Here is a 12,156-nt window from a genome sequence, read left to right as displayed (position 1 = left end):
GCATGCCCATGCTGCCGCCGCAGGCTGAGGCGGCGCTTACATCAGCAGCTTGCGCACCGTGGCCAGCGCCTCGATGAAGCGGTCCACTTCCTCAGGCGTGTTGTAGAACGCCAGCGAGGCACGCACCGTGGCCGGCACGCCATAGAACTGCATCAGCGGATGCGCGCAGTGATGGCCCGAGCGCACCGCCACACCCTGCAAATCGAGCATGGTCGCCAGATCGTGCGCATGCGCGCCCTCGATCAGGAACGAGATCACCGCCGCCTTGTGCGGTGCGGTGCCGAAGATACGCAGGCCCGGCACCGCCGAAAGCTTTTCCGTGGCATAGGCCAGCAGCTCCTGCTCGGTCGCCGCGATGCGCTCCATGCCAAGGCCGGTCAGGTAATCGACCGCCGCGCCCAAGCCCACAAAGCCGGAAATATTCGGCGTGCCGGCTTCGAACTTGTGCGGCGGATCGGCAAATGTGGTGCCTTCGAAGCTGACTTCGCGGATCATCTCGCCGCCACCAAAGAACGGCGGCATGGCATCCAGATGCTCGCGGCGCGCCCACAGCACACCGGTGCCGGTCGGCCCGGCCATCTTGTGCCCGGTGATGGCGTAGAAGTCGCAGCCGATGGCTTTGACATCCAGCGGCAGATGCGGCGCCGCCTGCGAGCCATCGATCAGACTGGCGATGCCGCGCTGACGGCAGGCCTTGGCCAGCTCGCGCACCGGGTTGACCGTGCCCAGCACATTGGACACATGCGTGAACGCCGCCAGTTTCACCTCGGGCGTCAGCGCCTTGACGAACTCGTCGACGATCAGCTCGCCCGACTCGGTGATCGGCGCCACCTTCAGCGTCGCGCCGGTGCGCTCGCAGACCAGCTGCCACGGCACGATATTGGCGTGATGCTCCATCTGCGTGACGAGAATCGCATCGCCCGGCTTCAGGTGCGGCAGCGCATAGCTGTAGGCCACCAGATTGATTGCCTGCGTGGTACCGGAGGTGAACACCAGCTCCTCGCGGGTATTGGCGCCGATGAAGGCCGCCAGCTTGTCGCGCGCGCCTTCGTAGGCGGTGGTGGCCTCGTCGCCCAGTTGATGCACCGCACGCGCCACGTTGGCGTTGAACTGGCGGTAATAGCTGTCCACCGCCTCGATCACCGCGTTCGGCGTCTGCCCGGTGTTGGCACTGTCCAGATACGTCAGCGGTTTGCCGTGCACCTGGCGGGCAAGCACCGGAAAATCGCCACGCACGGTGGCCGGATCAATGGGCTGGACGCGGGAAGTCGGGGCGGTCATCAAGGGTCCGGGCAAAGGTCAATCGAACGGTGGTCGGGCGGCCGGCAGTGGCGAACTCAGCGGGCGTCGGCGTCGATCGGCAGCTGCGCCACCAGACGGCCATTCAAATGCTCGCGAAGCGCCTCGTTGGCCACGCTATCGAGCGCGGCGCGGCAGAACGCCAACGTAAGTAGCGAGCGCGCCTGCGTGTACCCAATGCCACGCGAGCGCAGGTAGAACAGCGAACGCTCGTCGAGCTGGCCAACCGTGGCGCCGTGCGCCGCGGTGACCTCGTCGGCGTAGATTTCCAGCACCGGCTGGGTGTCGATTTCCGCATGTGGCGACAGCAGCAGGTTCTTGTTGCTGAGCGCGGCATCGGTGCCATCGGCGCCTTCATCAACGGTAATGGCGCCATGAAACACGCCGCGGCCGCGCTGGTCGGCCACGCCGCGCCACAGCGCGTCGCTGGCCGTGCTTTTTGCCTGATGGCGAATATCCAGGCGCGTCTCCTGATGCTGACGCGCGCGCGGTATGAACACCCCGCGCGTTTCCAGCTGTGCGCCGTCACCGACCAGGTCTGCGCCCAGTTCGTGGCGCACCAATCCGCCGCCCAGCTCCAGCGCATGCAGCGTGACGCGCGAACGCGCATCCAGACGCAGGCCGGTGCGCCGCAGTAGCGTCGCGCCGCTGGCCGCTTCCTGCACCATCAGCCAGTCCAGCTGGGCGCCTTCACGCAACACCGCGTCGGTGACCTGGGTGGCGAAATGGCTGTGCGCCTCGCCGGCGGCATGCTGCTCGATCAGCGACAGACGGGCGCCCTCGCCCAGCTCGATGATGTGGCGGCCATGCCAGGCCACGTCGCTCGCTGCCGTGGTACCCATGTGCACCACGTGCACCGGTGCAGCAACCTGCGTGCCGGCGGCCACGCGCAACACCACGCCATCGGAGGCCAGCGCCGCGTTCAGGCGCGCAAAGGCATCGCCCGGCGCCTGCCAGTGGCGGGTCAGGAAAAAGCGCAACGGCTCGGCATCGCCGGCCAGCGCCTGCGACAGCGGCTCCAACGTGACGCCTTCGGGAAGACCATCAAGCTGCGAAAGATCGGCACGAAACGCACCATTGACGAACACCAGCCGCGGGCCTTCGACGCCCGGCAAGGCCAGCGCTTGCGCGTCCACGGCATGCTCGCCGGCATCGGCGTCGATCGGCGCGAACGCGCGGCGTTCCAGCGCACGCAGCGAGGTGTATTTGAAAGCCTCACTGCGCGGACCGGGCAGGCCCTCGGACAGAAACGCCTGCAGTTGCTCGCGCCGCGCCGCATCCAGCCAGGTCAGTTGGGCACCGGGCAGGCTTGGCAGCGCCTGGGCGGCGCCTTCGGCCATGGCCTCGACGAACGGCGTGGCCATCATGCCGCTCCTGCGCCGGCCGGCTCGCCGTGCTCGGCAAGCCAGGCGTAGCCTTGTGCTTCCAACTTGTGCGCCAGCGTCTTGTCGCCGCTTTCGACGATGCGCCCATCGGCCAGCACGTGCACGAAATCCGGCTCGATGTAGTCGAGCAGACGCTGGTAATGGGTGATCACCAGGAACGAACGCGCCGGGTCGCGCTGCGAGTTGACGCCCTGCGCCACCTGCTTGAGCGCATCGATATCCAGGCCCGAGTCGGTCTCGTCCAGTATCGCCAGCTTCGGCTCCAGCAGCGCCATCTGGAAAATCTCATTGCGCTTTTTCTCGCCGCCGGAAAAACCTTCGTTGACGGCACGATGCAGCAAATCATCGGAGATCTGCATCACCTTGAGCTTTTCGCGCACCATCTTCAGGAACTGCATCGAATCCAGCTCGGCCTCGCCACGCGCCTTGCGCTGGGCATTGAGCGCGGCACGCAGGAAGTAGGTGTTGTTCACGCCGGGAATTTCCACCGGATACTGGAAGGCCAGGAACACGCCGGCAGCGGCGCGCTCTTCCGGCTCCAGCTCGAGCAGGTTCTTGCCTTCGAACAGCACCGAGCCTTCGGTGACCTCGTAGCCGTCACGGCCGCACAGCACATTGCCCAGCGTGGACTTGCCGGCACCGTTGGGCCCCATGATGGCGTGCACTTCGCCCGGACCGATGGTCAGCGAAAGGCCCTTGAGAATGTCCTTGCCCTCGACGCGGGCATGGAGGTTTTCGATGGTCAGCATGGTCATATCTGGCATGGGAAATGGGGATTCAAAAAAACTGGCGGCGCCCTTCACAGCAACTGGATGCCGAAACGGCGGAGCACCAGGGCAAAAGCCAGGAAAATCAGCACGGTGCCAACACAAAAGGCCAGCATCGCCACGGTGAAGCCGAAACGCTGCAACAGCGACGGAAACACCAGGAACATCGGCAGCGTCGGGATCACATACCAAAACGTGTACCAGGCGTAGCTGCCGATCTTGGCGGCATCCTCACGCTCGACGCGCATCCAGAGCAGCGCCAGCACCGCCACCAGCGGCAGGGCGCCTATCAGCGCCCCCAGCCGCCCGCTGCGCTTGGCGATCTCGGAAACGGCGACCACTACAGCTGCGGTGATGGCGTACTTGGTGGCCAGGTAGAGCATCGGCTTAACCCACCGCGCCTTCCAGTGATACCTCAAGCAGCTTCTTGGCCTCGACCGCAAACTCCATCGGCAGCTCCTTGAACACCTGCTTGCAGAAGCCGTCGACGATCATCGACACCGCATCTTCCTCGCCGATGCCGCGCGAACGGCAATAGAACATCTGCTCATCGGAAATCTTCGAGGTGGTGGCCTCATGCTCGACCTGCGCGCTGGGGTTCTTCACTTCCATGTACGGATAGGTGTGCGCGCCGCAGCGCTTGCCAATTAGCAGGCTGTCGCACTGGGTGTAGTTGCGCGCGTTCTCGGCACCCTTCTCCACCTTCACCAGGCCGCGATAGGCGTTGGAGCTGCGGCCGGCCGAAATGCCCTTGGAGATGATCTTCGACTTGGTGTGCTTGCCGAGGTGGATCATCTTGGTGCCGGTATCGGCCTGCTGCATGTTGTTGGTCAGCGCCACCGAGTAGAACTCGCCCACCGAGCGCTCGCCGCGCAGCACGCAGCTGGGGTACTTCCAGGTTACCGCCGAACCGGTCTCGACCTGGGTCCAGGAGATCTTCGAGTCGTCACCACGGCAGTCGCCACGCTTGGTCACGAAGTTGTAGATACCGCCGCGGCCCTGCTCGTCGCCCGGATACCAGTTCTGCACGGTGGAGTATTTGATCTGCGCTTTTTCCAGCGCGACCAGCTCGACCACCGCCGCATGCAGCTGGTTTTCATCACGCATCGGCGCGGTACAGCCTTCCAGGTACGAGACGTAGGCCTCGTCCTCAGCAATGATCAGCGTGCGCTCGAACTGGCCGGTATGACCGGCGTTGATGCGGAAATACGTGGACAGCTCCATCGGGCAACGCACACCCTTGGGAATGAACACGAACGAGCCATCGGAGAACACTGCCGAATTGAGCGCGGCGAAGTAGTTGTCGCCGGTCGGCACCACCGAACCCAGGTACTGGCGCACCAGTTCCGGATGCTCGGCGATGGCTTCGCTCATCGAGCAGAAGATCACCCCGGCCTCGGCCAGTTCCTTGCGGAAGGTGGTGCCCACCGAGACCGAATCGAACACCGCGTCCACTGCCACGCCGGCCAGCTTGGCGCGCTCGTGCAGCGGCACGCCCAGCTTGTCGTAGGTTTCCAGCAGCTTGGGGTCGACCTCGTCCAGCGACTTGGGCCGGTTCTTCGGCGCCGCGTAGTAGCTGATGGCCTGGAAGTCGATCGGCGCAATCTTCAGCTTGGCCCAGTGCGGCATCGGCATGGTCAGCCAGTGCCGGTAGGCGTCCAGGCGCCACTCGGTCATCCACTCAGGCTCGTGCTTGAGCGCCGACAGCGCGCGGATGATGTCCTCGTTGAGGCCCGGCGGCAGGCTGTCGGTCTCGATATCGGTGATGAAGCCGGCGCCGTAGCGGCGCGACAGCGCCTCGGCAACCTCGGCGTTGTCGCGAAGCGTGGCTGAGATGTCGCTGCGTTCGCTGCTCATGGCGTGGATTCCGTCAAAGTTCCAAGGTTGGATGACCCGGTGCGCTGGGCCGGCGGCGACAACTGGTCCAGGGTGACGCCACGCAGGGCACCATCCAGAGCCGAGCTGACGTGCTGCCAGCTGCCACGCACCGAACAATGCGACTCGCGCTCGCACTGGCCGGCGCTGACACTGCACTCGGTCATCCCGATCGGCCCTTCCATCGCCTCGACAATCTGCGCCAGATTGATCGATTCGGCCGCGCGCGCGAGCCGATAGCCGCCATTGACGCCGCGGAACGACTCCACCAGGCCGGCATGCGCCAGCGACTTCAGCAATTTGCTGACGGTGGGCCATTCCAGACGGGCGTCCTCGGCGATCTGCGCCGTGCTGAGCACGTCGTCAGGTCGGGCGGCGAGACAGGTCATCACCACCGTGGCGTAGTCGGTCAAGCGGCTGACGCGAAGCATGGGACGAAGAGCCGTTCTAAAACGTACCAAAATGGTACGGATTAGCTTGGCCGCGGTCAATTCTTCACCACAGACCCACCTTCCAGCCTGGTGCAACGCAGCAATCAAAATTGCACCACAGCCGTGCAAACTAAATTTTCGTCCATATGCTTCACAGCGTAAACACATGAATAAAAACGATTGAGTCATACCCAAGAGGCGTGGCACAGCTTCTGCACCACCGCTATTCGACCGCGCGGCTGTGACGCCGTGACCACCACCATTCCATGAGGGGAGAGTGCGATGAAGTGGATGACCGCCATCATCAAGCCGTTCAAGTTGGACGATGTGCGCGAGGCGCTGGCCGACATCGGTGTGCAGGGCCTGACCGTAACCGAGGTAAAAGGCTTCGGCCGCCAGAAGGGCCACACCGAGCTGTATCGCGGCGCCGAATACGTGGTCGATTTCCTGCCCAAGCTGAAGATCGAGGTGGCGCTGGAAGATGACCAGCTCGAACGCGCTGTCGAGGCGGTGACCGAGGCCGCGCGTACCGGCAAGGTGGGCGACGGCAAGATTTTCGTCTCCGATCTGGAGCAAGTGGTGCGCATCCGCACCTACGAAACCGGCAGCGATGCGCTCTGAGCGCGCCAGCAGACGAGGATTGCCAACGATGACGTTTCGCCATCTTTTCCGAACCGGCACCGCCATGGGACTGGCCCTGGCCGCCCTGCCCGCCTGCGCGGCACCAGCCACGCTGGACAGCGGTGACACTGCCTGGATGCTGACCTCCTGCGCGCTGGTGCTGATGATGACCATTCCCGGCCTGGCGCTGTTCTACGGCGGCATGGTTCGTGCCAAGAACCTGCTGTCGGTGCTGATGCAGTGCTTTGCCATCACCGCGCTGGTCAGCGTGCTGTGGGTGATCTACGGCTACAGCCTGGCCTTCAACACCACTGGCATGCAGGCCGGCGTAGTCAACTGGCACTCGATTGTCGGCGGCCTGGGCCAGGCCATGCTGGCCGGTATGACGCCCTCGACCCTCTCCGGCACCGTGCCTGAGAGCGTGTTCGTGATGTTCCAGATGACCTTCGCCATCATCACCCCGGCGCTCATCGTCGGCGCCTTTGCCGAGCGCATGAAATTCACCGCGCTGCTGTGGTTCACCGGACTGTGGTTCACCTTCGTCTATGCGCCGATGGCGCACATGGTGTGGGGTGGTGCCGGCTCGCTGCTGGGCGGCTGGGGCGTGCTCGACTTTGCCGGCGGCACCGTGGTGCACATCAACGCCGGTATCGCCGGCCTGATCGCCTGCCTGGTGATCGGCAAGCGCAAGGGCTACCCCAATGCCTCGATGGCACCACACAACCTGGGCTATACCCTGGTTGGCGCCAGCATGCTGTGGCTGGGCTGGTTCGGCTTCAACGCTGGCTCGGCGGTGGCCGCCAACGGCTCGGCCGGCATGGCCATGCTGGTCACACAGATAGCCACCGCCGCCGCCGCATTGGGCTGGATGGTGATCGAGTGGATCAGGCATGGCCGGCCCAGCGTGCTGGGCATTGCTTCGGGCGCTGTGGCCGGTCTGGTCGCGGTAACGCCGGCCGCTGGCACCGCCGGCCCCGGTGGTGCGCTGGTACTGGGCCTGCTGGCTGGCGTGATCTGCTTTTTCTGCGCGACCACGCTCAAGCACAAGCTGGGCTATGACGACTCGCTGGACGTCTTCGGCGTGCACGCCATGGCCGGCATCGTCGGCGCCCTGCTTACCGGCCCGCTGGCCTCAGCCACACTGGGTGGCTTTGGTGATGTCACCAGCTTGTTCGGCCAGCTGTGGATCCAGACCAAGGGCGTGGCGTTCACCGTGGTCTACAGTGGTGTATTGACCTACGTGATCCTGAAGGTGCTGGGCTGGACCGTTGGCCTGCGCGTGGACGAGGAGCAGGAAGCCCAGGGCCTGGACCTGGCGCTGCACGACGAGCGCGCCTACAACCTGTAGGGGCCTCTCATCGGCACGAAAAAGGGCGCGCCCTGCGGGGTGCGCCCTTTCTGTTGTTGACGGGTGCCGGGCTCAGCTGGAGCGCCCGTAGATATCCTCGAAGCGCACGATGTCATCTTCGCCCAGGTAACTGCCCGACTGCACCTCGATCAGCTCCAGCGGCACCTTGCCGGGATTCTCCAGCCGATGCTTGACGCCCAGCGGGATGAAGGTGGACTGGTTCTCGCTGAGGATGAAGCACTCCTCGCCGCGCGTGACCTTGGCCGTCCCGCTGACCACGATCCAGTGCTCGGCGCGATGATGGTGCATCTGCAGGCTGAGCGTGGCGCCGGGTTTCACGGTGATGCGCTTGACCTGAAAGCGCTCGGCCATGTCGATGGAGTCGTACGCGCCCCAGGGGCGGTAAACCTTGCGATGCAACACGGCCTCGGCACGCTGGCTGCCCTTGAGCGAACCGACCACGTCCTTGACCTTCTGCACCTGATCCTTTCTGGCCACCAGCAACGCATCGTCGGTGTCGACCACCACCACGTCTTCCAGCCCGATCATCGCCACCAGGCGGCGCTCGGTCCAGGCGTAGCTGTTGGTGCAATCGATGGCCAGCACGTCACCGCGATGGGCATTGCCGCCTCCATCGTGCTCGGCCACGTCCCACAGCGCCGACCAGGAACCGACATCGTTCCAACCGACATTGATCGGCAGCACCCGCGCGGCGTCGGTCTTTTCCATCACCGCGTAGTCGATGGAGTCAGATGGACAGGCCTCGAAGGCCTTGCGGTCCAGGCGCAGGAAGTCGGCATCACGGCTGCCGCTGGCCAATGCCTGGCGACAGGCGTCCAGCATGTCCGGATGGTGACGTTCCAGCTCCTCGATGTAACGCGAGGCGCGGAACAGGAACATGCCCGAGTTCCAGTAGTAATCGCCGGATGCCACGTAGCTTTCCGCAGTCGCCGAATCGGGCTTCTCGACGAAGGCCTGTACGGCGCGCACGCCTTGGCCGGCCTCGGCGCGGATGTAGCCGTACCCGGTTTCCGGCGCCGTCGGCACGATGCCGAAGGTGACCAATGCGCCGTCGCCAGCCGCCGTGGCCGCCTCGCTCACGGCCTCGCGAAAACCGGCTTCATCGCCAATCACGTGATCGGACGGCAGCACCAGCAGCAACGGGTCACGGCCGTCGGCCTGCGCCTGCAGCGCGGCCACGGCAATGGCCGGCGCGGTGTTGCGACCGACCGGCTCCAGAATCAGCGAAGAGGGCGTGCAGCCCACTTCCAGCAGTTGCTCGGCGACCATGAAGCGGTGCGCCTCGTTGGACACCACGATCGGCGCGCCACCATCGACCAGCGGCGCCACGCGAAGCCAGGTCGCCTGCAACATCGAGTGCTCGCCGGTCAAGGCCAGAAATTGCTTGGGGTGACCTTCGCGCGAAAGCGGCCAGAGGCGGGTTCCGGAGCCGCCGGACAAAATGACAGGTTGAATATCCATAGCGGCGTATTTTGCCACAGCCACACGGTCGCGAGAATGCTACGTCGACCGGCTGGCAGCGACGCCTGCCGCCGCCCCGGCATCGACCTGATCCTCGGCAAAGAACGCCTGCACGTCGGCCAAGGCCCGGCTGCGTGGCATCGGTGGCAGGCTGTTGAGGAACAGGCGTCCGTAACCGCGCGTGGTCAGGCGCGGATCGCACAGCATCAGCACGCCGCGATCATGCACATCGCGAATCAGGCGGCCCGCGCCCTGCTTGAGCGCGATCACCGCGCTGGGCACCTGCCAGGCCATGAACGGGTTTTCTCCAGCCTGCTCCATGGCCTCCAGGCGCGCCTGCAGCAGTGGATCATCCGGTGAGGCAAACGGCAATTTGTCGATCACCACCAGCGACAGTGCCTCGCCGGCCACGTCGACGCCCTCCCAGAAGCTGGCCGCGCCCAGCAACACGCCATCGCCTGACTGGCGAAAATCCTCCAGCAGCTGATGCCGCGGCGCCGTGCCTTGCACGAACAGCGGCCAGGGCACCTTGTCCTGCAGTCGCTCGGCAGCAAGACGCAGCGCTCGATGCGAGGTGAACAGCAAAAATGCGCGCCCGCGCGAGGCCTCCAGCACCGGCAACACCGCCTCGATGACGCGATCGGTGTAATCGCGCGCCGACGGCGCCGGCAGCCCCGCCGGCAGGTAACACAAGGCCTGGCGCGCGTAATCGAACGGGCTTTCCACGCGCAGCTCCTGCGCCGCGTCGATACCCAGCTGACGCGCAAAGTGACCAAAATCGCCCGCCACCGACAAGGTGGCCGAGGTATGAATCCAGGCGCCATGCGTGGCTTCGCGCAGCTGCTGCATGGGCGTAGCCAAATCCAGCGGCGTGGCATGCAGGGAAAAGCCACGCGGTGTGGTTTCATACCAGCGCACTTCGCTGTCGACCTCGCGCTCGTCGATATGCAACAAGCGTCCGGCCAGGTGCTCGGCACGCTCGTGAACGTTGCCCAGACCACGCGAACGCTCGGCCTGCGAGGCCAGCGCATCACCCAGCCCATCCAGCGTGTCGCGAAGTTCACGCAGTGCCTCGGCGGCCATCTCGCGTGCCAGCAACTCACCCAACGCACCACGCGCGGGCAAGCCCTGCATGGACAGGCGCAGCGCACGCACCGCCTGCTGCAGCGCTTCGACCGGCTCCAGCACCACGCTGGTGCCGCCGGTCACCGTGCCGGCTTCGGCCAGCGCATCCTTGGCCAGTTCGTTGAGCTGGCGCGCACTGACCGATTGCGAGAAGAACATGCCAGCCAACTCCGGCAGCTGGTGCGCCTCGTCCAGGATGAAGGCCTGTGCGCCGGGCAGGATTTCGCCAAAGCCCTCCTGTTTCAAGGCCAGATCGGCAAACAACAGGTGATGATTGACCACCAGCACATCGGCCTCCTGCGCGTCGCGCCGGGCCTTGACTACATGACAGTCGTCAAAGAACGGGCACTCGCTGCCCAGGCAATTCTCGGCGGTGGAAGTCACGCGCGGCCACAGCGGCGAGTCTTCCGGCACGCTGGATAATTCCATGCGATCGCCACGCCGGGTGCGCGCCGACCAGTCGCGCACGTTGGCCAGCTGCGCCGCCTCCTCACGACTGGCCAGGCGTCCTTCGCGCACGGTCTGATCCAGTCGATACAGGCAAAGGTAGTTGGCGCGCCCTTTCAGCAGGCCGATGCGAAGGCGCGCATCGAGCACGTTGCGCACGCGTGGCAGATCGCGGAAATACAGTTGATCCTGCAGCGTCTTGGTGCCGGTGGAAACAATCACCCGGCGTCCGGACATCAGGGCCGGCACCAGATAGGCAAAGGTCTTGCCGGTACCGGTGCCGGCCTCGGCAATCAGTGTCTGGCCGTCCTCGATGGCGCGCGCCACCGCACAGGCCATGGTCTGCTGCGCCTGGCGCGGGGCGAAGTTGGGCACTTCACGGGCGAAAGGTCCATCTGTGCCCAGCAGCGCGGCGATCTCGTCTTCATCGATCATGAAGACCAGTATCGCCGAGCGTCGGCGGCAGCGGAACCTCCGGCGCATCCGCTGGCGCGCGAATGCGCACGTCGATACATTGGAGCATATGAGGACACTTGGACTGATTGGCGGCACCACATGGGTGTCCACAGCCGACTACTACCGCCGTCTCAACGAAGGCGTGCATGCGAAGCTGGGCGGCTCGAACAGTGCACCGTTGCTGATGTACTCGTTCAATTTCGCCGAAGTGCGCGCCTGTATCGACAGCGGCGACTGGGACTCGCTCACCGCACGCCTGGTCGACGCCGGGCGGCGGCTGGTGGCCGCAGGTGCCGAGGGTCTGATGCTATGCAGCAATACCACGCACGTGGCCGCCGACGCGCTGCGCGAAGCGCTGGACGTACCGTTGCTGCACATCGCCGAAATCACTGCGCAGTCCATTGCCAGGCGGGGCATGAACTGCGTAGGGCTGCTGGGCACCCGCGCGACCATGGAACTGCCGTTCTTCGGCGAGGTGCTGGGCGCGCAGGGCATCAGCGTGCGCACGCCGGACGCTTACGGGCGCGAGTTCGTGCACCGCACGATCATGGAGGAGCTGGGCCAGAACCGCTTCACCGATGCCACCCGCCAGCGCTACCTCACGCTGATGGATGCCCTGCGCGCTGAGGGCACGCAGGGCATGGCCCTGGCCTGTACCGAAATCCCGCTGCTGATCGGTCCCGACGATACCTCCCTGCCGCTGTTCGACACCCTGGCGCTGCACGCACGGGCGGGTATCGATTTCATGCTCGATGCCGGTGACACCTGATCGGCTACGATGCGCCCGGCATCGGCGCCGGCGTCTCCGATGAAAGTGCATGGCAAGATCATGGCCCGCTGTAACGCCGGGCCAATGCTGGGCAGGAGCCAATGGACCTGGTCTAAACAGGCTGCGCGAAGAACGGCGCGTGAGCGCGAAA

At 65.1% G+C, this 12,156-nt stretch carries 11 protein-coding genes; 3 read left to right on the top strand and 8 right to left on the bottom strand.

All coding sequences use genetic code 11. The features are described 5' to 3' along the window. Positions 1 to 36: 36 nt before the first annotated feature. Genes HBF24_RS05075 through HBF24_RS05050 form a run of 6 tightly spaced genes read right to left on the bottom strand, consistent with a single transcriptional unit; the run spans position 37 to position 5,757 of the window. Entirely contained in the window at positions 37 to 1,281 is a 1,245-nt protein-coding gene (locus tag HBF24_RS05075; RefSeq protein ID WP_167169858.1) for a cysteine desulfurase, read from the bottom strand. Between the two features lie 56 nt (positions 1,282 to 1,337). Next, positions 1,338 to 2,666, bottom strand: coding sequence for a Fe-S cluster assembly protein SufD (sufD, locus tag HBF24_RS05070; protein WP_343162716.1), 1,329 nt, complete (start codon positions 2,664 to 2,666; stop codon positions 1,338 to 1,340). Further along, a complete protein-coding gene (gene sufC / locus HBF24_RS05065; RefSeq protein WP_167169855.1) occupies positions 2,663 to 3,433 on the bottom strand; it encodes a Fe-S cluster assembly ATPase SufC in 771 nt (256 codons plus the stop codon). The genes sufD and sufC overlap by 4 nt, the downstream gene beginning before the upstream one ends. Before the next feature lie 50 nt (positions 3,434 to 3,483). Then, the gene (locus HBF24_RS05060) at positions 3,484 to 3,834 is read right to left on the bottom strand and encodes a DUF3147 family protein (RefSeq protein WP_167169852.1); all 351 of its coding nucleotides are present in this window, start codon (positions 3,832 to 3,834) and stop codon (positions 3,484 to 3,486) included. A gap of 4 nt (positions 3,835 to 3,838) precedes the next feature. After that, positions 3,839 to 5,308, bottom strand: coding sequence for a Fe-S cluster assembly protein SufB (sufB, locus tag HBF24_RS05055; RefSeq protein ID WP_167169850.1), 1,470 nt, complete (start codon positions 5,306 to 5,308; stop codon positions 3,839 to 3,841). Next, positions 5,305 to 5,757, bottom strand: coding sequence for an SUF system Fe-S cluster assembly regulator (locus HBF24_RS05050; RefSeq protein ID WP_167169848.1), 453 nt, complete (start codon positions 5,755 to 5,757; stop codon positions 5,305 to 5,307). The genes sufB and HBF24_RS05050 overlap by 4 nt, the downstream gene beginning before the upstream one ends. 282 nt (positions 5,758 to 6,039) lie before the next feature. On the opposite strand from HBF24_RS05050, the gene HBF24_RS05045 reads away from it, so the two are divergent. Next, positions 6,040 to 6,378 (top strand): P-II family nitrogen regulator, encoded by a 339-nt coding sequence (locus HBF24_RS05045; protein ID WP_167169846.1) that lies wholly within the window; start codon positions 6,040 to 6,042, stop codon positions 6,376 to 6,378. 28 nt (positions 6,379 to 6,406) lie between these two features. Continuing rightward, positions 6,407 to 7,726 (top strand): ammonium transporter, encoded by a 1,320-nt coding sequence (locus tag HBF24_RS05040; protein WP_167169844.1) that lies wholly within the window; start codon positions 6,407 to 6,409, stop codon positions 7,724 to 7,726. 72 nt (positions 7,727 to 7,798) lie between these two features. Here HBF24_RS05040 and HBF24_RS05035 read toward each other — a convergent pair whose 3' ends face one another. Continuing rightward, positions 7,799 to 9,208, bottom strand: coding sequence for a mannose-1-phosphate guanylyltransferase/mannose-6-phosphate isomerase (locus HBF24_RS05035; protein ID WP_167169842.1), 1,410 nt, complete (start codon positions 9,206 to 9,208; stop codon positions 7,799 to 7,801). A gap of 39 nt (positions 9,209 to 9,247) precedes the next feature. Continuing rightward, positions 9,248 to 11,215 (bottom strand): ATP-dependent DNA helicase, encoded by a 1,968-nt coding sequence (locus tag HBF24_RS05030; protein ID WP_167169840.1) that lies wholly within the window; start codon positions 11,213 to 11,215, stop codon positions 9,248 to 9,250. Between the two features lie 88 nt (positions 11,216 to 11,303). Here HBF24_RS05030 and HBF24_RS05025 point away from each other — a divergent pair, with 88 nt between their 5' ends. Then, entirely contained in the window at positions 11,304 to 12,005 is a 702-nt protein-coding gene (locus HBF24_RS05025) for an aspartate/glutamate racemase family protein (protein ID WP_167169838.1), read from the top strand. The last annotated feature ends 151 nt before the right edge of the window (positions 12,006 to 12,156 follow it).

Origin of the sequence: Oleiagrimonas sp. C23AA, from assembly GCF_011759385.1 — a bacterium.
In the GTDB taxonomy this organism is placed as follows: domain Bacteria; phylum Pseudomonadota; class Gammaproteobacteria; order Xanthomonadales; family Rhodanobacteraceae; genus Oleiagrimonas.
The sequence above is the reverse complement of the archived record's forward strand: the minus strand, read 5'-3'. Positions and strand labels throughout refer to the sequence as shown.

Bases quoted from the DNA above. Each gene is read 5' to 3' on its own strand.
- sufD (WP_343162716.1), bottom strand. From the start codon at position 2,666: ATGATGGCCACGCCGTTCGTCGAGGCCATGGCCGAAGGCGCCGCCCAG.
- HBF24_RS05040 (WP_167169844.1), top strand. From the start codon at position 6,407: ATGACGTTTCGCCATCTTTTCCGAACCGGCACCGCCATGGGACTGGCC.
- HBF24_RS05035 (WP_167169842.1), bottom strand. From the start codon at position 9,208: ATGGATATTCAACCTGTCATTTTGTCCGGCGGCTCCGGAACCCGCCTC.
- sufB (WP_167169850.1), bottom strand. From the start codon at position 5,308: ATGAGCAGCGAACGCAGCGACATCTCAGCCACGCTTCGCGACAACGCC.
- HBF24_RS05060 (WP_167169852.1), bottom strand. From the start codon at position 3,834: ATGCTCTACCTGGCCACCAAGTACGCCATCACCGCAGCTGTAGTGGTC.
- sufC (WP_167169855.1), bottom strand. From the start codon at position 3,433: ATGCTGACCATCGAAAACCTCCATGCCCGCGTCGAGGGCAAGGACATT.
- HBF24_RS05045 (WP_167169846.1), top strand. From the start codon at position 6,040: ATGAAGTGGATGACCGCCATCATCAAGCCGTTCAAGTTGGACGATGTG.
- HBF24_RS05025 (WP_167169838.1), top strand. From the start codon at position 11,304: ATGAGGACACTTGGACTGATTGGCGGCACCACATGGGTGTCCACAGCC.
- HBF24_RS05050 (WP_167169848.1), bottom strand. From the start codon at position 5,757: ATGCTTCGCGTCAGCCGCTTGACCGACTACGCCACGGTGGTGATGACC.
- HBF24_RS05075 (WP_167169858.1), bottom strand. From the start codon at position 1,281: ATGACCGCCCCGACTTCCCGCGTCCAGCCCATTGATCCGGCCACCGTG.
- HBF24_RS05030 (WP_167169840.1), bottom strand. From the start codon at position 11,215: ATGATCGATGAAGACGAGATCGCCGCGCTGCTGGGCACAGATGGACCT.